The sequence below is a fragment of the Limnospira sp. PMC 1279.21 genome (genome assembly GCF_032349615.1).
Taxonomy (GTDB): Bacteria; Cyanobacteriota; Cyanobacteriia; order Cyanobacteriales; family Microcoleaceae; genus Limnospira; species Limnospira fusiformis.
Window position 1 is genome coordinate 11,685 of the sequence record NZ_JARPLU010000046.1, and the last position, 20,172, is coordinate 31,856.

18 protein-coding genes are annotated in these 20,172 nt (G+C 45.1%); 12 read left to right on the forward strand and 6 right to left on the reverse strand.

Annotated features, from left to right (window positions below):
• Positions 1–294: 294 nt before the first annotated feature.
• The 4 genes from folE to P5683_RS09460 all read right to left on the reverse strand — a co-directional run bounded on the left by folE (position 295) and on the right by P5683_RS09460 (position 3,679).
• Positions 295–1,014, reverse strand: coding sequence for a GTP cyclohydrolase I FolE (gene folE, locus P5683_RS09445; protein ID WP_006625752.1), 720 nt, complete (start codon positions 1,012–1,014; stop codon positions 295–297).
• A 60-nt stretch (positions 1,015–1,074) separates the two neighbouring features.
• Positions 1,075–1,800: an SDR family oxidoreductase gene (locus P5683_RS09450; RefSeq protein ID WP_006669154.1), complete on the reverse strand. Its 726-nt coding sequence runs from the start codon at positions 1,798–1,800 to the stop codon at positions 1,075–1,077.
• Between the two features lie 159 nt (positions 1,801–1,959).
• A complete protein-coding gene (gene accA, locus P5683_RS09455; protein ID WP_315639728.1) occupies positions 1,960–2,943 on the reverse strand; it encodes an acetyl-CoA carboxylase carboxyl transferase subunit alpha in 984 nt (327 codons plus the stop codon).
• Between the two features lie 283 nt (positions 2,944–3,226).
• The gene (locus P5683_RS09460) at positions 3,227–3,679 is read right to left on the reverse strand and encodes a Fur family transcriptional regulator (protein ID WP_315639729.1); all 453 of its coding nucleotides are present in this window, start codon (positions 3,677–3,679) and stop codon (positions 3,227–3,229) included.
• A 177-nt stretch (positions 3,680–3,856) separates the two neighbouring features.
• On the opposite strand from P5683_RS09460, the gene P5683_RS09465 reads away from it, so the two are divergent.
• Positions 3,857–4,381: a peroxiredoxin gene (locus tag P5683_RS09465; protein WP_006625757.1), complete on the forward strand. Its 525-nt coding sequence runs from the start codon at positions 3,857–3,859 to the stop codon at positions 4,379–4,381.
• A 178-nt stretch (positions 4,382–4,559) separates the two neighbouring features.
• Here the strand turns inward: P5683_RS09465 and P5683_RS09470 are convergent, their stop codons facing one another.
• Positions 4,560–6,932 (reverse strand): tetratricopeptide repeat protein, encoded by a 2,373-nt coding sequence (locus P5683_RS09470; RefSeq protein WP_315644927.1) that lies wholly within the window; start codon positions 6,930–6,932, stop codon positions 4,560–4,562.
• Between the two features lie 156 nt (positions 6,933–7,088).
• Here P5683_RS09470 and P5683_RS09475 point away from each other — a divergent pair, with 156 nt between their 5' ends.
• Positions 7,089–7,676 (forward strand): PAP/fibrillin family protein, encoded by a 588-nt coding sequence (locus tag P5683_RS09475; RefSeq protein WP_008050691.1) that lies wholly within the window; start codon positions 7,089–7,091, stop codon positions 7,674–7,676.
• A gap of 105 nt (positions 7,677–7,781) precedes the next feature.
• Here the strand turns inward: P5683_RS09475 and P5683_RS09480 are convergent, their stop codons facing one another.
• Positions 7,782–8,570 (reverse strand): MOSC domain-containing protein, encoded by a 789-nt coding sequence (locus P5683_RS09480; protein ID WP_315644928.1) that lies wholly within the window; start codon positions 8,568–8,570, stop codon positions 7,782–7,784.
• Positions 8,571–8,623: 53 nt separating this feature from the next.
• Between P5683_RS09480 and P5683_RS09485 the strand changes: the two genes are divergently transcribed.
• The 10 genes from P5683_RS09485 (at position 8,624) to P5683_RS09530 (ending at position 20,024) form a co-directional block, all read left to right on the forward strand.
• Positions 8,624–9,574 (forward strand): DMT family transporter, encoded by a 951-nt coding sequence (locus P5683_RS09485; protein ID WP_006625762.1) that lies wholly within the window; start codon positions 8,624–8,626, stop codon positions 9,572–9,574.
• Positions 9,575–9,746: 172 nt separating this feature from the next.
• Positions 9,747–11,531 (forward strand): serine/threonine-protein kinase, encoded by a 1,785-nt coding sequence (locus P5683_RS09490; RefSeq protein WP_315644930.1) that lies wholly within the window; start codon positions 9,747–9,749, stop codon positions 11,529–11,531.
• Positions 11,532–11,782: 251 nt separating this feature from the next.
• On the forward strand, positions 11,783–12,904 hold the full coding sequence (locus P5683_RS09495) for an acyltransferase (protein ID WP_006669147.1): 1,122 nt from the start codon (positions 11,783–11,785) through the stop codon (positions 12,902–12,904).
• A gap of 225 nt (positions 12,905–13,129) precedes the next feature.
• Positions 13,130–14,245: an acyltransferase gene (locus P5683_RS09500; protein WP_315639735.1), complete on the forward strand. Its 1,116-nt coding sequence runs from the start codon at positions 13,130–13,132 to the stop codon at positions 14,243–14,245.
• A 685-nt stretch (positions 14,246–14,930) separates the two neighbouring features.
• Positions 14,931–15,251, forward strand: coding sequence for a DUF6825 family protein (locus P5683_RS09505; RefSeq protein ID WP_006617515.1), 321 nt, complete (start codon positions 14,931–14,933; stop codon positions 15,249–15,251).
• Between the two features lie 82 nt (positions 15,252–15,333).
• On the forward strand, positions 15,334–17,100 hold the full coding sequence (locus P5683_RS09510; protein ID WP_006625767.1) for an AarF/ABC1/UbiB kinase family protein: 1,767 nt from the start codon (positions 15,334–15,336) through the stop codon (positions 17,098–17,100).
• Between the two features lie 163 nt (positions 17,101–17,263).
• Entirely contained in the window at positions 17,264–17,509 is a 246-nt protein-coding gene (locus tag P5683_RS09515; protein ID WP_006625768.1) for a hypothetical protein, read from the forward strand.
• 89 nt (positions 17,510–17,598) lie between these two features.
• Complete coding sequence (locus P5683_RS09520; protein WP_006625769.1) at positions 17,599–18,330, forward strand: PP2C family serine/threonine-protein phosphatase; 732 nt, start codon at positions 17,599–17,601, stop codon at positions 18,328–18,330.
• 10 nt (positions 18,331–18,340) lie between these two features.
• Positions 18,341–19,504 carry an anhydro-N-acetylmuramic acid kinase gene (locus P5683_RS09525; RefSeq protein ID WP_006625770.1) on the forward strand — a complete coding sequence of 388 codons (1,164 nt, stop codon included), beginning with the start codon at positions 18,341–18,343 and terminating at the stop codon, positions 19,502–19,504.
• Positions 19,505–19,571: 67 nt separating this feature from the next.
• A complete protein-coding gene (locus P5683_RS09530; protein WP_174447140.1) occupies positions 19,572–20,024 on the forward strand; it encodes a hypothetical protein in 453 nt (150 codons plus the stop codon).
• Positions 20,025–20,172: the final 148 nt, after the last annotated feature.

Here is a 20,172-nt window from a genome sequence, read left to right on the forward strand (position 1 = left end):
ATAATTGACCGCGGAACCCGGAGGGCGGGTTTATTAATATCCTGGTGAGGTCCGATAATTGACCGCGGAACCCGGAGGGCGGGTTTATTAATATCCTGGTGAGGTCCGAGAATTGACCGCGGAGGCGCGCCCCTACCATTATTGTTCTGGATTCGGGAGGTTTGTCTGTGAAAACCGCCCCCCATTCCCAGACAGACTCTGAGGGCGGGTTCCTTTCCTACGCGCGACTCTATTTCCACCCCCGTTACTCGTGAACCCTCCCCTACTTGAGGTCAGGCTGGGGTATTAAATCAGTTAAAAGGAAGGTTGGTGACGGATGAGATTCAAAAATTCTTCCCTGGTCTTCTGATCATCTTGGAAGACACCAATCATGGCACTGGTAACTGTCCAAGAACCTGGTTTCTGCACCCCTCTCATTGCCATACACATATGGCTTGCTTCCATCACCACCGCTACCCCTTGGGGTTCTAGGACGCTTTGGATAGCTTCGGCTACTTGTCGGGTCAGACGTTCCTGCACCTGAAGGCGACGGGAATACATCTCTACCACACGAGCCAGTTTGCTTAATCCAATTACCTTTTGGTTGGGAATATAAGCCACATGGGCTTTACCCATGAAGGGTAGCATATGATGTTCACACAAGCTAAAGAAATTAATATCCCTGACTAAAACCATCTCTTCATGTCCTTCGTCAAAGATGGCATCATTTACCAGTTCTTCCAGGGATTGACTGTAGCCGTTGGTCAGAAATCGCATGGCTTCAGCGACTCTTTTCGGGGTTTTTAGCAGTCCTTCCCTTTCTGGGTCTTCCCCTACCCCTAACAAAATTGTTTCTACAGCACCCATCATTTCTTCCTGAGTAACTTCCCTCCTGCCCAGGTTTTGAGGGCTGGCGTGCCAAGAAGAACTCCGATCCGGACGGGTGGCAATCCGACTCTGGTTATCTACATTTTTCATGCCATTTGGATTAGATGTATCGGCAGAATTAAAACTGTTTGACGATGCGATGGTCATAATAAATTGAAAACAATTCAGAACAAAGTGAAATGGTTAACAGATAACAGAATTACACATTTAGAACGTACCGATATTTGGCATTAAAATCAGTTCGTCAATGGTAGCTTCTGGCGGCAGTTGCACTGTGTGTACAACTGATTGGGCAACAGTTGACGGGCTTAACATCAAACTGCGATCGAAATCAGCGTCCACAGTCTCTGTATCCCATAAACCAGTATTTACGGACCCAGGACATAATGCCGTTACTCTGATTCCATAGGGGCGCTCTTCGATCGCTAGGGCTTTTGATAGCGCCATTAATCCGAATTTGCTCACACAATAAGCGCCCCAATTTGGGAAAACTTGCTTACCACCAATGGAAACAATATTGACTATGGTTCCCCCACCTTTTTCTCGCATTCCTGGTAATACGCCTTTAATACATTCAAAAACACTGGTCAAATTTAAATCTATAATCTTTTGCCAGTCTTCTAAGGGGGTATTCGCCAAGGATTCTGTATAGCCCATGCCTGCATTATTCACTAGAATATTGAAGGGGCCAAAGGCGGCGGAAATCGTGTCAATTTGCGCGTGAACTTGGTCGGTTTTCGATAAGTCTAAGGCGTAGGCTTTCGCTTCTACTCCCGCTTTTCTGGCCGACTCAGCTACCGCTTCCAATGCTTCTAGCGATCGACTCACTAACGCGACATGAATGCCAATATCTGCAAAGGCTAGGGCAATTTCCTTGCCCATGCCACTACTGGCCCCTGTGATTAGCGCTCGTCGTTCTGGGGGTGAACTCATTTACGGTTTGGATGAGGTTTGCTTGGTTTTAACTGATTTAACAACTGCTGCAATTGCTGATTGTGAGATAATTGTTAAAATTTGTTACTCAGACATTATATCTCTATCAATACAATCGCGCAAAATTTTGACCCAAAATACCTGAAATGCCTCCCTGACTTATGCCGGAACTATCTCCGAAAATACCCCGATCTGGCGGAATTTCTGATAGCGCATTTCTCGGCGCTGCTCTGGGGTTAAAGACATTAATTCACCCAAAGTCCTTACCAGACATTGCTTGAGCTTTTCAGCAGCCTTTAGGGGGTTGCTGTGCGCTCCCCCATCGGGTTCTGGTACAATCTGATCGATAATCCCTAATTCTTTGAGATCTGGGGCAGTAATTTTGAGAGCCTGAGCGGCTTGGGGCGCTTGGCCTGCATCTTTCCAAAGAATGGCAGCACAAGCCTCTGGGGTGGCTACTGTATACACAGAATGCTCGAGCATTAATAGCTGTTCCCCTACTCCTATACCTAAAGCTCCCCCTGACCCTCCTTCACCGATTACTGTGCAAATAATCGGAACATCTAGGCTAAACATTTCTCTTAAATTATAGGCGATCGCCTCCCCTTGACCTAATTTTTCCGCATCTACCCCAGCCCAGGCTCCGGGAGTATCGATAAAGGTTAAAATTGGCATACCAAAGCGGTTGGCGTGTTCCATCAGTCGCATCGCCTTCCGGTAACCTCCCGGGGCGGCCATGCCGAAATTCCGAGCCACATTATCTTTAGTGTCTCTACCCTTTTGATGGCCTAGCATTACTACCGCTTGATTCGCTAAACGCCCTACTCCCCCCACTAACGCCGGATCATCATACCCTCGGCGATCGCCATGTACTTCCATCCACTCATCACTCATCGCTTGGATATAATCTAAGGTGCTGGGGCGACGTGGATGCCTCGCTAGTTGCAGACGCTGCGACGGTGACAGGCTACTAAATATTTCCTGTCTCAGTTGGGTCGCCCTGCTTTCTAACTGCCGAATTTGATCAGAAACATCAACCCCATTTTCCTCCGCCAGTTGGCGAATTTGATCAATACGAGCCTCCAGTTCGGCTAGGGGCTTTTCAAAATCTAGTAAAATTGGTTTGCGGTTGGGTGTGGCCACGCCTCAATTAACCTTTAGTAGCGAGTAAGTACAATCTTTTGGTGATTTACCTGGGGCTGAGGTGGGGGTGAGTTTCCCACTTCCCCCTACAGCCCAGGCTTCCTGTTTCATCCGCCGTTGTCAACCTTGGACCAGCCAATTTTGGGTCAATCACAGCGTCTAGCTTTTTTACAAAAGTTCGCCCACCACGGCTACTATTTTGCTCCGATTGCCCCTAATTATACCACCAATTGGTATCAGGCTGTCTCGCTCATATCTTTTTGGCGCTCTCGCCTCAGAATTGCTATTCTACATCGGTTTTCTGGGCATTTTCTCCGGCGCAATTCTCACATAAACCATGCACTGTCACTTCGTAACTTTCCGCCACTAAACCTGACCCTAATTGGCTCAGATCTACTTGCGAGAGTTTTTCCCAAGCAATATCTGCGATCGCTTTACACTGGCGACACTGAAAATGGTGATGCGGCGCTACATTTCCATCATACCTGGCTACCCCCTGCTCCAGCAACACTTCCCGCACTAACCCCACTTCCTTTAGTAGTTGCACAGAAGTATAAACTGTCGCCTGAGAAGATACCGGAAAATCCTTATTTAAATCTGTCAGCAGTTGTTCCGCCGTGGGATGGTCAGCACGAGACAACAGATTAGCATAGATCGCAAAACGCTGAGGAGTTACCTTTAAACCCTTCCCCTTCAGCCGTTTGACAATTTCTGTTCGCTCTAGTCCACTCTCCATCTCAGATCGCTGTTTGTTTGATTTTGGCTACTCATGTCCCCATTATATCTATTTCTAGTCCAGAGTCAACTTGAAATCAGACTCATTCTTAAAATAGTTATAAATACTCATTTACAAATCAACAAATCAGAATTATTCTTAGTTAAGAACATTTTTAGTAAATTTCCTCAACAAACTATGGTTATCGAAAAAGTACCCGACGTTGTATTCAAAACCCGCGTTCGTGACGAGTCCGTAGGTGGCCCTAACCCCTTCCGTTGGCAAGACAGAACCACCCAAGAAATTTTTGGCGGTAAGCGAGTTGTCGTCTTTTCCCTACCTGGTGCTTTTACCCCTACTTGTTCCTCCACACACCTACCCCGCTATGAGGAACTCTACGATGAGATCAAAGGTCAAGGAATTGATGAGATTGTCTGCGTTTCTGTTAATGACGCTTTTGTAATGTTCCAATGGGGTAAACAACAAGGCGCTGAAAAAGTCTTCTTACTCCCTGATGGTAATGGCGAATTTACCCGCAAAATGGGGATGTTGGTTGATAAGTCTAACCTCGGTTTTGGGATGCGTTCTTGGCGCTATTCTATGGTCGTTAACGATGGCAAAATTGAGAAAATCTTTGTGGAACCAGACTTCGGCGATAACTGCCCCACAGACCCCTTTGAAGTCTCTGATGCTGATACCATGTTGGCTTACCTGAAAGGTTAATCCCTCCAACGCCCCCCTCATTATCAGGGGGGTTTCTCGATATTTCCCCTTGACATTTTTGGGGATTTTAGCTAATATAGTAGCGTGGGAGAATGTGGGCGCATATATAACGTCTATATTAATCCCCCCCAGTCCTTGGCAGTCTGGGGAGAAAACTCCCGAAGTTTCTATCAGTGAATTATAGGCGCTGTTGCAATTGATTTTTCGATCGCACCGCCGGGGGGAAACCGGGTTGAATTTTCAGAGCTTCATCATAAGCATCGATCGCCTCGTTATATCGGCCCATTCTTTCCAAAACTAAACCCCTATTCACCAAAATCAAGGGATCTTGGGGTTGAATTTCCTGGGCTTTATCGAAGGCATTGAGCGACTCGTCATAGCGCCCTTGATGACTAAAAGCGATCGCCCTACCCACTAATGATTGATGGTCATTAGGATTAATATTCAAAGCCCGGTCGAAAGACTCCAGAGCCGCATTAATCTTGGAATTAGCCATTGACGTATTTCCTTCAGCCCTTAGCGCCTGACTCCACTGGCTGAGAGCAAACCCCCGATCTCGTAGAGCCGGGACAAAGGAAGGCCGCAACTCAATCGCTCGGTCATAGGCGGCGATCGCCCCTTCAAAATCTCCCCGACCACCAGCCAGGATAGAGCCTCGATTATGCCAAGCTAGATGAGACTCTGGCTGAACTTCAATAGCGCGATCTGATATCCTCACCGCCTCTTCAGTACGTCCGAGGGGAGAAAACAAGACATTGCCCTTTTGTAGTAGGGCTTGAAAGTGCTGTGGGTTAATTTCCAAAGCCTTCTGATAGGACTCTAAAGCCTGTTCATGGCGGCCCAACTTACTCAGTACAGAACCGCGTTCCACCCAAATTTCGGCTCGTCGAGGTTGTTCTCTCAAAATATCATCATAGGTAGCCAGTGCTTCCGAATACACCTGCGCCGCCTCAGCCATTTTCCCCTGATATTCGAGGGCGATCGCCTTACTTTGCCAAACACTAGGAGCAGATGGTCTAATAGTCTTCGCCTGATCAAAAGCCGACACCGCCTCATCGTATCGCTGCAAACCAATTAAAGCAATACCCTTACCATGCCAAGCCCTGGCATTATTAGGATCAATAGCGATCGCCTGTTCATGAGCATCTAAAGCCTTCTGGGGTTCTCCCATTTGGTAAAGTAATGTTCCCTTACTCGTCAGCACATCAGAGTTTTCCGGGTCTAGTTCCAGAGCTTTTTGATAATCTACCAAAGCGCGATCGTGCCTTCCCAATTCCGCCAAAGCATCGGCTTGACCCGCCCAAGCAGTCGCATGATTAGGTTGAATTTCAGTAGCGCGAACAAACATATTGCGAGCATCTTCGGTGTTACCATCGTTTAACAGTTGATTACCCCGTCGCACATAGTAAGCAGGTCTAAAAGTCGGCACTACTAGCTCAAACAATCCCAAAAACACCCCACACCCAGCCAAAGCCGCCCCGACATACCATCCTTTTACCGATAACCCTTTGGAAACCTTTGTCGGACTGGACTTAACCAGAGTTGGCAACTGCGCCACACCCGGACTAACTGAGGGTGCAATAGTTGGAGGTAAATTATTTGCCCCTCCAGTCCCCGTCATGGTTTGTTGTCTGGTTTCTTCCCCATAAATATTTCCCCCAGTGGCGGGGGGGCGCACTTGAGTCGCGGCGACTACTCCCCCGGCATTGGTGAGCATAGTTGGGTCATTTACCACCTGTCTAAGCCGTTGCACGTCAGCCAAAACCTCTCCGGCGGACTGATAGCGATCGACCAGATGAGATGCCACCATCCGGTCTAAAATAGCACAGAGTCCGTCACTAACACAGGCTTTCGGCTTCCAGATTGATTCTCCCGTCTGATCTCGTTCTAATTGGTGAGGGTGAATACCTGTTAAAGCCCTAATTGCGGTCATTCCCACCGCATACAAATCACTACTAAAATGGGGTTTCCCCTGAAGTTGCTCTGGTGGCGAATAGCCGTATGTACTAATAGCAACGGTCAAATTAGAATCACTACCCCCGGCTGCTTTCTGAATTTGTTTAACCGCCCCAAAGTCAATCAGCATCAACTTTTGATCCGCATGGCGTCGCATAATATTAGAGGGCTTAATATCCCGATGGATCACGTTTTGCTGATGGACATAATCCAAAATTGACAGAATATCCTCCAAAAAGTCAATTACCTGAGCTTCTGTCCAATGGCTGCCAGGGGGTAGTTCTTCTGTTAGGGGTTCCCCCCTTACTAACTCCTGTACCAGATAAAATTCCTGGTCTTCTTCAAAGTAAGCATACAATGTCGGGATTTGAGGATGGCGCGAACCTAAGCTATGCAATACTTGAGCCTCGCTGTTGAATAGCCTTCTAGCTGTTTGCAGGGTTGCTGGATCAGTAATTTGAGGTTTGAGTTGCTTAACGATACATTCTGGGTTTCCAGGCAACTGACTATCCTCGGCCAGATAGGTCTGGCCAAATGCTCCTCCTCCAATCCTTTGTAGTAATTTGTAGCGCCCACCAATAACTTTAGGAAGCATTCAGTTTAGCCTCAAGAAAATTTCAGATTTTGGCACATTGTAGGGGCAGGTCGGTACTTTTCTCGCTATACTATGGCATTGATAGCCATTATAGCAGGTTAAACTAGCCCTGAAAACCACCTTGGTTCCCTAAATTTATCCCCAAAACATTGTGATATGCTCAAAAAAGCGACTTTATTAGAAGCCATTGCCGGGAAAAATCGAGGTTTACTGGCTACAGAGAGCGACAAAACTGCTATTCTCTCTGCGATCGCTCAATTGGAAGATTATAATCCCACCCCTCGACCTGTAGAAGCACTTGAGTTATTAGATGGCAATTGGCGACTACTTTACACCAACAGCCAAGAACTCTTGGGGATTGACCGCTTTCCGTTTTATAATTTGGGGCAGATTTATCAATGTATTCGCGCCCGCAATGGCAAAATTTACAACATTGCTGAAATTGTCGGTATCCCCTATTTGGAAGGCATGGTTAGTGTGGCTGCCCGATTTGAAGCGGTTTCTCAAAAGCGAGTTCAGGTCAAATTCAACCGTTTTGTCATCGGCTTACAGCGCCTCATCTCCTATCAATACCCTAATCAGTTTATTGATGAAATTGAATCTGATAAAAAGTTCTTGGCTGTAGATTTTACCCTCCAAGAACAGCAACAACAAGGATGGTTAGATATTACTTATTTAGACGAAGATATGCGGATTGGCAGAGGCAATGTTGGTAGTGTGTTTGTCCTCACCAAAGTTAAATGATACCCATAGCCCTACCCTAGGGATTATTATAATTGATGGTTGGGTGGGTTATTTTATGCAAAATTAAATTGATTTATAGGAGGTTGTAATAATCAATTATTGAGACTATTTAATTGCTAGGGTTTCTCCAGTGGTGACAACTGCACCAGTGATAACTTTAGCAATGACTCCAGTTTGAGCGTGTCCGAATTTGGCGGAGAGTTGAGAGAGGAGAGAGATATCACGATCGCCTGTATCTGGGTTAACATCAATATTCAGACAGCGACCAATAGGCGCGGTGACTTCCACCAAAGCTGATCCCAATTTTAGGCGATTTCCTACCCAGTTAAATTCCGACCAAGCGGGAATATTATCAACTATAAAATTCGCTCTAAAACGGCGCGGATCAATGTAATTAACCCCGACTTTTTCAGCAATATCATCGAGGGTAGCCTGAGAAATAATAGAAATCTGTCCTTGGTGACGGTCTTGATAGCGAGTGTCCCCGGTAGTGGTTCCCACCAAACGCACAGGACTATATTGGGGATGTCTAGCAGAGGTACTAGGGGTGAGAGAGTGTAGATATTCACTGAAAAAAGCACTAATGCGATCGCGTCCGGTTTCAGTCCCTAAATTAGCCGCAGCCAACAATTCGCCATTTTTGGTAATTTCTAAGGTCTGACTGGTAGTATCATAAGCACAATTGAGACTAGCTAACTGTCCCCAATCATTTTGAACAGCAAAATGCTTTTTTGATAGCCAGGGAGTCAGGGGTTGCGCGTCTCCCATATCTGTAAACATCAAAGCAAATGCGCGATCGCCAAGAATGCCAAAGTTTTCTACCAATTGGACGCGATCGCATACTTGCGCGGTCAAACCCTTAACAGGATGTACAAATATTGTGTTAATCTTCATCGGCTATCCAACTCCATCAGACCATATATCAAACCATATCAGATACCCACCCCATGAAAACCTTAAATAAATCCCCCCATTGGCTAGTTATAGCGATCGTCTTTCTTGGTGTGGTAGCCATCTCTACGGGGTCAATTTTTGTGCGTTTAGCCATTGATGCAGCGGGGCTGCGGGGGGTAGGGTTTAGCTTGCTAATATCCGCCTCCCGGCTATCTATTGCGGCTTTATTGCTGACCCCTACCTGGGGGAGAGTTTCCTGGCGCACCTATAAACGAGAGGCGATATTCTACGCCATTGGCGCTGGAATATGTTTAGCCACCCATTTTTCTGTCTGGATAACTTCCCTATCTTATACATCGATTGCGGCATCAACTACTATTGTAACTACCAGTTCTATTTGGGTAGCGGTGTTATCTTGGCTATGGTGGCACGAAAGACCTGGGAAAGCGACCATATTAGGAATGACGATCGCTCTGAGTGGAGGTATGATCATCGGTTTAGCAGATGCTAAATTATCCACAGTGGCTAGTAATCCGATCGCCGGGAATATTTTAGCCCTAATGGGTGCGATCACCGCCGCCCTTTATCTGATGTTAGGAAGAGAAGCACAACAGCGGGGACTATCCCTCAGTGCATATATAGCGATCGCCTATACTGTAGGAGCGATGATTTTGCTACCCCTACCCCTACTATGGGGAGTTAACTATACTGGTCATTCTGCCACAGTCTATTTTTATCTAATCCTGATGGGATTAGTCCCCCAACTAATTGGCCACACCAGCTTTAATTGGGCGGTTAACCGTACTTCCCCCACCTTAGTCACACTGGCGATTTTACTAGAACCTGTGGCGGCGAGTTTTTTGGGCTATCTGCTATTTGCAGAAGTTCCCTCAAGGCGATTAATATTAGGAGCCATAGTCATTCTAACGGGGGTGGCGATCGCTACGCGCGGCAACAATGCCTCTAAAACTCAATCTAACCCACAGGAAACGGCAACCCCCTAACACCTTGTCAGAAGGGACTAGCTGCAATTATGGCTAAATCAAGGTTAAGGAACACACTACTATCGCGAAAAGGGATTAGACTATCCTAGGACTGGTATAACTATGGTGATTGGCGATCGCATAATAGCCGGAACCAGATCAACGATTAGGGCTAAAATTGGAAGGTCGGGAAATGAACTTAACCACTGTTGGGAATGGAAAATATCGAATTGATAGCATTTTAGGTCAGGGGGATTTCTGCATTACCTACAGAGGGACTAATCAGGTAACAGGTCAAATCGTTGCCATTAGAACCCTTGACCTCAACCTGAACGATGATCAAGATATCCCACAACTGCGACATCAATTTATAGCGATCGCTAAACGTTGGAGTCGCTGTCAGCATCCTAATTTAGTCGGGGTTATAGACTTATTTGATGAACAGGGCTTTCCATTTTTAGTTATGACCTATACTCCCGGTCAATCTCTACAAGACTACCTAAAAACTCAGCCCCCCCTACCCGTCCCACAGGCTATTCACTACATTCGCCAAATCGCATTAGCCCTACAAGCAATTCATCAACAAGGACTCATTCACTGTAACCTGCAACCTGCTTGCATTATTAAGCCGATCGGGACTAATTCCTTGATACTTAGTGGTTTGGGAGTCGGTAGTCATCTCAAACCTGATCAACTCAACCGTTATATTTATAACCGTCCCCTCTCCGGTGGATATGCAGCCCTTGAACAATATCTTCCCAATGAACAACCTAGCCAAGCCACAGACATCTATGCACTCTCAGCCCTACTGTACTATCTGTTAACAGGGGAAACCCCCCTAGAAGCGCCCCTATGTGCGAACCAACTCACAGAAGAATTAATCGGAGTGGAAAAACCATCGGTGGGGAAATTGCACCCAGACTTAAACCCAGAAGTGGAAGAAGCTGTGCGCTGGGGATTAGAGATCCAAGCCTCAAATCGTCCCTCTAATATCTCGGAATGGTTGAATATCCTCCCTACCCCGGAAAAAGCCCTAATTATCAGGGAAACTGTGATCAAAATCCCCTACCACAACCATAATCGAGAAACAGAAACCGGCACCCCTAATGATAATTCTGCCACCCCGGCCGGGTATGATCGGCAACAATCTACTACCAAACAGATTAGGCGATCGCCTGTTCCCCAATGGGGGCTGTTGCTAGTATTTTTCCTCACCTCTATGATATCCGGTTGGTTAGGGTTTGCCATTACCCGCAGCTATAGTCAAAAATTAGCGACCCGACCCAGCAACAGCCATTTGAAATCTGAAAAAGAGCTAGGCTTGGTCATAGATCCCAATTCCCCTATCTTTGAAACACCCGCCCTAGTGGGAGAAAATCAGGGCCTGCCTGGTCCTGCTAATGACCTGGAAATATTAGGCGATGGTAGTACCAATCTGGCAGAATTGCTCAAAGATGTGGCTTTTTCAGAAACTCAGGATAATCACCAAGACCTCTATAATAGTTCTGGAGCCATTACCAGTACGGATGATTATGCTGATCAAGCCTTTCCTGAGTCCCCGACTTCATCCTATTGGCAGAATTACCCAGCCCTGGAACCTTCACCAACTCAAAACTCTCGCGATGATCATACCCACAACGAGCCGACAGAACATTATGGCGATCGCATACCTGCTAGAGGTTCCCACGAGACGACTATTGAGGACTTTCGACCCTCTTATCCCCTAGAGTTACCAGAGTTAGCACCAGTTAACCCTAACATTCTCAACAACTCACCTCTCGATCAGGATTTACCTACCACGTTACCTCAACGGGAGATTGAGGATGATTATGATCAGTGGTTAAATAATCAACGGCGATCGAGCGATCGTATACTTGAGGACGAGAACCCAAAACGTTGGGATGAGTTTTTACCCCCAAGAACAAGCCAACCCGATTGGGAATTATCCCAGTTTTTCACTTCCAGACCCCAGGGATAAAAATTTGGTGTCTCCATCCAACTCTTGATTTGACCCTAATCTAATTATATTGGTTTCCCAAATATTAGATTTTATAGGAGACAACTTATTAACAGACAACAGACAACAACAAGAACCACAAAAATGCCCCGTTATTCTGCATTTACTAAAGGCTTCCTTTCCTCAATATCCTCGCCTTTGCTCTACTATTCCCTCAAACCTGAGTATTTGTGGTAACTTAGCTAACTGATAAATACTATCATCCGCCAACCATGAACCAGTCCAAGCGTTTTTTAGAACTTGATGGAATTAGAGGTTTAGCCGCCTTAGCTATTGTTCTGTTTCACTATGCTGGTTCCTATCAATGGTCTCCCCATAACTTATATTATTATTTTTCCTATCTTGAAGAATTCGTACAGTTGTTTTTTATAATTAGTGGTTTTGTAATTTTAATAAGTTTTCAAAGAATCAACAATAGTATAGATTTTATCATGGGTCGTGTGTTTAGACTCTATCCCGCCTATTGGTTTTCTGTAATTACTACCATAGTTATTGCCTATATTAGTCAAAGGCCATTAAGAAGTGATAATCTCTATGATATATTAATAAATTTTTCCATGTTTCAAGAAATGGTCGGTTCACGAAATATTAATATTGTCTACTGGACTATGACCCTAGAATTAGCATTCTATACTATTATCCTTATTCTCTACCAATCTCGACTTTTGAAATATATTGATATCATCTGTGGGATTTGGCTAATATTAATTGTTTTTGATATCTTCAGAGCCTACCAATCTCCTGAATTATCATTAACCATTATCGGAAATTTGCCCAGCAATCAAGCATTAGTATATCCTGATATTGTCGGTTTATTTAAATGGGATAATTTATCTGAATTTATATCCTTTATTAGGAATTATATCAAATTTAATTTCATTCTTTTAAGAGGCAGAGCCCCCTTATTTATTGCTGGCTTAATTCTGTATCAATGTCAAGTCAATAGTGTAACTATCTATCGTGTGTTCTTAATTGTCGCCTGTGTGTTAGCCAGAGCCTTAGATTATTCTCCCGGTACTCCTAAGTATGCTTTTATATTTTTTGCTATATTTGTAGTGATTTTATATCTGGCTCATCGAGAAAAATTGAGATTTGTGTCTACTAGAATTTTAGTGTTTTTAGGAGGCATTTCTTACTCATTATATTTAACCCATATACAGAGTAGTTGGTTATTTAACTGGAGTTTACAATCCCTGGATATACCACCAGAGTTGTCAGTAATTGTCAGAACTATATTTGCTATATTGGTGGCTTATATTGTGACGATCGCCATAGAAAAACCCGCTCTTAGGTTTTTCCGAAATCAGTTCAAACGTAATAAATCTACCAGTTGAATCTGATTTATTGACAGCGATCGCACCCACTTACCATCAATGATGTGGGGGGACTTAGACCGGACTTAGACGAAAGCCTGCTACCTGACCACTGATTGTTAAGATTTATGTGGTAACTCGTCAATCTTCCTAGTGATTAAGTTATGTTATCATCGGTAAAATATTGAATTCCTGCCCAAATATTCCTCGTTAAAGAGACCAAATCAATATATCGTAACTATACACATGAACAAACCCACAAGATTGACTGGTGTTGATTTGTTTCGGGGTCTAGCAGCCTTGGGTGTCACAGTTTTGCACTCCCGTGGTGGTACCACTGGGGCTCCGGATCTGGTTTCTAGCTGGTTAATTATCTCAGCCAGTTTTGCTGTACCCTTTTTTTTAGCGACTTCATTTTATTTTAGTTTCAATCGTTTTTATAGTCGAGGAAAATTACTGAATCTTGGCGATCGCTTCCAGCGTTTAATTATTCCTTATGGCTTCTGGAGTTTAATTTATGTGCTCAGTAGAATTGTCAAAAGTTTAGTTTTAGGTAATCCCCAGGAAGCGATCGGGGTAATTGCCGACCCGATCGCCATTATTTTTATGGGAGCATCCGCAGTGCATCTTTACTTTGTCCCCTTACTATTTTTTGGTAGTTTCTCAATCAAATTGATCGAATTTTTAGAAAATCAGAAAAATCAGCCTTCCCAGAAAAATAGGTTTTTAGTGTTGGGAGTCATCATCTCCCTAATACTTGACATGACCTTGAGATTTACCAACAATAGTTTTAGGCTCGGTGCTAATGTTGCGTTTTCCGGCTTAACCGAACAGATATCATGGCTGTCAAATGACCAAGTAATTTTGCGAATATTTTTCGTAATAATAGCTTGGATTATTCGCTGTTTACCCTACGTTTTTATAGCGGCAATAGTGGCTAAATATGACTATTATCAAAACATAATTTCCCGAAAAATTCCCCTAATTGCTGGCTGTAGTTTCCTCATATTTTGCGTGAGTACATTTGGATTTTTACCCATTAACTCCATGATACCGGGAGGTACAAGCATCACCGAAATTCTGCAAGGTTACAGTTCCCTAATCTTAGCGATCGCCCTATCATATTTAATGAAAGACAACCCCATAATTCAGAACCTAGGCGCTTGTTCATTTGGCATTTATTTAGCCCACCACTTATCAATAGAAATTTTTGAATTTATCGTGAAAAAAATATCTCCCGGCCTCCTGGAACCCATTTCAGCCACTACCATTCTCATAACCGCCATATTTGGATTTGTCACCAGTTGGGCGATCGTCAATTTATGCAGTCGTAATCAGATCACTTCTCGATTAGTTCTTTGAAACTTTTGCGCTCCTATAAACAGTGGCAGCCACCATAGTCCTGAAACTGCCCGCAGATACCGACCCCCAGAAAAATTGACCGGATTGAACTAATCTATTAGCTGACAAATGGCTATATGAGTTCAATTAACAACCATGGCTGCCACTGTGCTACATTTAACTTGTTCAAACCTTTACAAAACTTATGAAAGCTTTACGCAGATTGAAAAAGTATCGCATTATCTGGGAAGACAACTCTTGAAAGACAACGGCAGTAGCCCGCAAAGCACGAAGCATAATGTTTCGTGCGCCTACCCAATCACGGGGTAAAGATATAACTTTCGTTACAGCCGCTAAAACACCTTTCTTTCTAAGGTGGCAGCACTGACGGAGAATATTTCTCCCGGCTTCTTTGGGTGTAACATAATTTGGGCACTTTAACTCCTGTTATTGTGCTTGTTGCTATTATACAGGTTTTTGGTTTTTGTGTAAGTTTGAGTAAATTTTTTATTACTAGGAAGCACCTCACAATTAAATCATGGTTAGGGAAATCTCCTCAGCCCGGCCCGCAAAGCCAACCCACAGGTTGACGGGAAGACCAGCCAGACCCTCTTAGTTCCCAGAACTATGGTAGATATACATCCCATCCTTTGCTAGATTCATATACCGCGCTATAATTTGTTACGGAACTTAGCAAAACTTTTATATGAGTAAGCCATCTGTTCATTCTTTCTTTGTGGGCCGGGCCTTAGCAGAAGGACTCTATGAACAAATTGAAAACATCTTGTCCAATGGCCTGAGTGAATTAGGCAAATTTGATGCCGAACAACGGGAGAAACTCCGTGATTTTACCAATCAGGTCATCCAGAAGGCTGATTCTGAGGCGGAAAAACAGGGTATCAATCAAATGGCTGACAATAGTGGCTTTGGTTCCGAATCAGTTGATTTACAGGAAACTATCGACGACCTCCGGGCGGAAATTGCCCAAATGCGATCGGAACTACAGCGTTACCGTAACCAAGCCTAAGTGCAGACCACTGCCATACATCCTGTCATACATCCTTAATTAAACCCATTGATTAGCTGGAAACGCAATTTTGGAAACGCGAGTGTCTGTTCCCCTTGATGAGTCAAATCATCCCTACCGGAACCATGAAAATATCCCACCTAACCCAGTGGCTTCAGCCACTCCCAAACCCTATGGTCAAAAATCCTACCGTTGGAACCGTAAACATTATTCCCGTCAACGGCGATTTATTGACATTTGGACCTTTGTTCTCCTATGGCTAGGGTGGCTGTGGAGAGATGGTAAACAATGGAGTTACATAGGTGGTTACACCGAAGAAAAAAAACTGGTCAGAAAGAGACAGCAGGCTATCTGGGTCAGGGAAAGCCTCCTAGACCTAGGACCAACCTTTATCAAATTAGGTCAACTGTTCTCCACCCGTGCTGACCTATTCCCCGGTGAATATGTCGAGGAACTTTCTAAACTACAGGATCGCGTCCCCGCTTTTCCCTATGAACAATGTCGGGAAATCATCGACCAAGATTTTGGTAAATCCGTTGAGCAACTATTTCGCAACTTTGACCCGGTTCCCCTAGCCGCCGCTAGTTTAGGCCAAGTCCACAAGGCTCAACTCTACTCCGGTGCTGATGTGGTGGTCAAAGTCCAACGACCTGGACTTAAACAGCTATTTGAGGTCGATCTAGCTATTCTTAAAGGTATTGCTCGCTATTTCCAAAATCATCCTAAATGGGGTCGAGGTCGCGACTGGCTGGGAATTTATGACGAATGTTGCCGAATTCTCTGGGAGGAAATAGACTATCTTAATGAGGGCCGCAATGCGGATACCTTCCGGCGTAATTTCCGCCATTGTGATTGGGTTCAGGTTCCCCGGGTTTGCTGGCAATTTTCATCCCCACGGGTCTTGACTTTGGAGTATCTTCCGGGAATTAAAATTAGTAACTATGAAGCCTTGGAAGCATCGGGTTTGGACCGGAAACAACTGGCTCAAATGGGGGCTAAAGCCTATTTACAACAACTCCTTAATGATGGCTTTTTCCATGCTGACCCTCATCCGGGTAATATTGCCGTTAGTCCCCAGGGACAGCTAATCTTTTATGATTTCGGTATGATGGGGCGGATTACTTCTAATCTGCGGGAAAAGCTGATGGAAACACTATTTGGCATTGCTAATAAGGATGCCGATCGCGTCGTGAAATCCCTCATTGAAGTGGGCGCTTTGGCTCCTACCGGAGATATGAGCCCCGTGCGACGCTCCATCCAGTATATGCTAGATAATTTCATGGATCAACCCTTTGAGGAGCAATCCATTGCAGCTATTAGTGATGATCTCTATGAGATCGCCTATGACCAACCCTTCCGCTTCCCGGCTACATTTACTTTTGTGATGCGTGCCTTTTCTACCCTCGAAGGGGTCGGTAAAGGCTTAGACCCGGAATTTAATTTTATGGAGGTGGCACAACCTTTTGCCATACAGCTTATGTCTAATGGAAACGGCTCCCAAACTACCAATAGTATCATAAATGAAATCAGTCGTCAAGCGGTTCAGGTGAGTTCCACGGCTTTGGGTTTACCCAGTCGCATTGAACAAACCCTTGATAAATTGGAACAAGGAGATTTGCGAATGCGGGTGCGGGCGACGGAAACCGATCGCCTCCTGCGCCGGGTCAGTAACGTGCAAATGGGGACTAACTACGCTTTGTTGGTGGGGGCATTTACTTTATCGGCAACACTACTGTTTATTAGTGATAAAGTGTGGTTAGCTCTTGTGATTGCCTTTTTGGCTTTGCTCATGGCAGTTGTTTTGATACGGCTGATCAGACAAATCAATCGCTTTGATAGAATGCTGTAGGTATCAGATATCAGGGGTGGTGGAATGGGCGATGTGGCTTCCTGGGGATGACACCCAAGCCCCACCTCACCCATGGTATCCTGTCATCCGCAAATCGGCCATCACTTAAACAATGCGATCGCTGTGTCATAAGCCGTCCAACTCAACAATTAAACAGGTGGAGATGGCTAAAAAAGTGCTGGTAGGAAAGTACCTCTCAGCTAACTTGACCCGTTCACCAGGTAAACTTACACCTGGGTTATTGATGCCAAAAACTACCCGGAAATCTTATAATAACAATGTTATCCGCCAAAGGGGACTCAATATCTTAAAATTTTTCCAGCTCAAAAAAACTGATATTATCAAAGAAATTTTAGCTGGTGCCAAGCGTCCCGCCCAAGATGCTACTGCTGTTAACTCAACTTGCTGATATCCTATGCAACATAGAAATCACTCTCAGTTTCTTCCCGTCACTAATCGGAGTAACGATTTAGTGGTACTCTGCACGGAGGAAGATTTATGAAACGCTATTTCGCAGGTTTGACTGATACGGGAAAAGTCCGCACTGTCAACCAAGATGCCTATTACATCGACCAGGAAGGACGGTTTTTTATCGTGGCTGATGGTATGGGTGGTCATGCTGGCGGTCAAGAGGCTAGTCAAATTGCCACTAAAACTATCACAGAACATCTTAATGCTCATTGGGATTCTTCTGCTCCTTCCCCGGTATTACTCAAGGAAGCCTTTATAGCGGCTAACCGTGCTATCCTTGATGACCAAATCTCCCATCCTGAACGTTCTGATATGGGGACGACAGCAGTGGTGGCTTTGTTTCGTGACGGGGAGTCCTGGTGCGCTAATGTGGGAGACTCCCGCCTCTATCGCCTACGGGGACATACGTTAACTCAAATTTCGGAAGACCAAACTTGGGTGGCGCAAGCTGTTAAACGTAAGGCTATATCCCCTGATGATGCGCGGGTGCATCCCTGGCGGCACGTTTTGTCTCAGTGTTTGGGACGGGAAGATTTATCTCAAATTGATATTTTTCCCATGGAAATTCAAGCAGGCGATCGCCTATTATTATGCAGCGATGGCTTGACGGAGGAGTTACCAGATTCTGTCATTGCTAATCAGCTTAAATCCATTCGCGCCTGTGAGGCGGCGACTCAGGCTTTGGTTGATGCGGCTATTGATAGGGAAGGGAAAGATAATATCACCGTCATTGTGGTGATGATCAATCAGGACGATTAATTAGGCTTCCATGACTGTTGTTATTGGTCTGATCAGCGGTACTTCTGTCGATGGTATTGATGCAGTTTCAGTCCGTCTGAAAGGATCAACTACAGATCTACAGGTGCAATGTCTCGCTAAGGCTACTTATCCCTATCCCCCTCAACTGCGATCGCAAATTTTAGCCATCTGTGGCGGTGCATCCATTTCTGTGGCTGATTTGGCTGCTTTGGATGATGCGATCGCTCTCGAGTTTTCGAGGGCGGCTTTGAATATCCAACAACAATCACCACCCGCTGAATTAATTGGTTCCCACGGTCAAACCGTTTATCACCGACCACCCTACCCCGATGCTACCATCCCTTTGGGCTATAGTGTACAACTAGGGCGACCAGAGGCGATCGCTCATCAAACCGGTATCACTACCGTTGGTAATTTTCGCCTCGCTGATATCGCCGCCCAAGGAGAAGGCGCGCCCCTAGTTCCGGCTGTCGATGCCTACCTCCTCCGTCACCCTCACCTCTATCGCTGTATTCAAAATATCGGTGGTATTGGCAATGTTACCGTTTTACCTCCCGCAAATATACCCGAATCACATCCTGTGCGGGGATGGGATACTGGACCTGGTAATGCTTTAATCGATTTAGCCGTCGCATATCTATCTGATGGTCGTCAAAGTTATGATTTAGATGGCGCATGGTCCAGTCGTGGTACTCCCTGCACTCCATTAGTCCAAAAGCTGATGGCAGACCCCTTTTTTCAGACTCCGCCGCCTAAGTCCACCGGACGGGAATTGTTCGGAGTTGAATATCTCCAAAAATACTTACAACAAACTCAAGTCTATAATCTTTCCCCAGCCGATATCCTCGCCACCTTAACCGAAGTTACTGCTGTTTCCATTACCCACAGCTATCGCCATTTTTTGCCCCAATTACCAGATCAAGTCCTCCTATGTGGCGGCGGATGCCATAATCGCTATCTCCGAACTCGCCTAGAACAGCTTTTACACCCTATCCCTATTATGACCACCGCCGATGCCGGAGTTGATCCCGATTTTAAAGAAGCGATCGCTTTTGCTGTCCTCGCCTATTGGCGCACCCGGAGCATTCCTGGTAATTTACCTGAAGTTACAGGCGCTAGTCAGTCTGTGCTGTTAGGGAATATTTTTCACCCTCATCGCACCATTGGGCTATAATAACCCCAGTTGTGCAAAATGGCATCTGCTCAACAGTTTCCCGACCACTGAGTAACAAATTAGTGCTGTGGCTCACACTTTTTTAATGGAACCTGGTCAGTGGCTGGTGGAAGGAACCTGGCTAGATCGTAATCAAGCGCCTATCAGCGTTCGTGGTAAAACATTAGTTGCATGGCATCAGAGTGAGTGGTTCAGTCTGGTGACTAAGTTGGTGTTTCCACGAAGCGATCGTGATGACATCATTTTGCAGTATCGAGGACGACTCGACAACAACGAACGTCAGTACACCTTTTTAATGCAGCATAGCGCCTTCGGTAAAGTCGAAGGGGAAGGCTTAATCAGTCCCTCCCTAATTGTCCAACGATTTTGGGTACTTGGGGATGAACGTCAGCGACGCAGTGGTTTGGAAAGTTTCCGCCGCTTTGACAATAATCGATATTATTATTCTAGTGCCATTATGGCTGGTCATCATCTCAATCTCTCCAGCATCATGGAAGCTACCTTAGAACGAAAAACTTAAATCGGTATTGTTTTCATGTATTAATTACCGGGTCGGTGGGGGCGGGTTTATTAATATTGTCGTCGATAATTGAGAATTACCCGGTCGGTGACGGCGGGTTTATTAATATTGTCGTCGATAATTGAGAATTACCCGGTCGGTGGGGGCA

What these genes read in the sequence shown, in the direction of transcription:
- folE (WP_006625752.1), bottom strand. Translation starts at nt 1,014, where the DNA reads ATGACCATCGCATCGTCAAACAGTTTTAATTCTGCCGATACATCTAAT.
- P5683_RS09450 (WP_006669154.1), bottom strand. Translation starts at nt 1,800, where the DNA reads ATGAGTTCACCCCCAGAACGACGAGCGCTAATCACAGGGGCCAGTAGT.
- P5683_RS09460 (WP_315639729.1), bottom strand. Translation starts at nt 3,679, where the DNA reads ATGGAGAGTGGACTAGAGCGAACAGAAATTGTCAAACGGCTGAAGGGG.
- P5683_RS09465 (WP_006625757.1), top strand. Translation starts at nt 3,857, where the DNA reads ATGGTTATCGAAAAAGTACCCGACGTTGTATTCAAAACCCGCGTTCGT.
- P5683_RS09470 (WP_315644927.1), bottom strand. Translation starts at nt 6,932, where the DNA reads ATGCTTCCTAAAGTTATTGGTGGGCGCTACAAATTACTACAAAGGATT.
- P5683_RS09475 (WP_008050691.1), top strand. Translation starts at nt 7,089, where the DNA reads ATGCTCAAAAAAGCGACTTTATTAGAAGCCATTGCCGGGAAAAATCGA.
- P5683_RS09480 (WP_315644928.1), bottom strand. Translation starts at nt 8,570, where the DNA reads ATGAAGATTAACACAATATTTGTACATCCTGTTAAGGGTTTGACCGCG.
- P5683_RS09485 (WP_006625762.1), top strand. Translation starts at nt 8,624, where the DNA reads ATGAAAACCTTAAATAAATCCCCCCATTGGCTAGTTATAGCGATCGTC.
- P5683_RS09490 (WP_315644930.1), top strand. Translation starts at nt 9,747, where the DNA reads ATGAACTTAACCACTGTTGGGAATGGAAAATATCGAATTGATAGCATT.
- P5683_RS09495 (WP_006669147.1), top strand. Translation starts at nt 11,783, where the DNA reads ATGAACCAGTCCAAGCGTTTTTTAGAACTTGATGGAATTAGAGGTTTA.
- P5683_RS09500 (WP_315639735.1), top strand. Translation starts at nt 13,130, where the DNA reads ATGAACAAACCCACAAGATTGACTGGTGTTGATTTGTTTCGGGGTCTA.
- P5683_RS09505 (WP_006617515.1), top strand. Translation starts at nt 14,931, where the DNA reads ATGAGTAAGCCATCTGTTCATTCTTTCTTTGTGGGCCGGGCCTTAGCA.
- P5683_RS09515 (WP_006625768.1), top strand. Translation starts at nt 17,264, where the DNA reads ATGGCTAAAAAAGTGCTGGTAGGAAAGTACCTCTCAGCTAACTTGACC.
- P5683_RS09520 (WP_006625769.1), top strand. Translation starts at nt 17,599, where the DNA reads ATGAAACGCTATTTCGCAGGTTTGACTGATACGGGAAAAGTCCGCACT.
- P5683_RS09525 (WP_006625770.1), top strand. Translation starts at nt 18,341, where the DNA reads ATGACTGTTGTTATTGGTCTGATCAGCGGTACTTCTGTCGATGGTATT.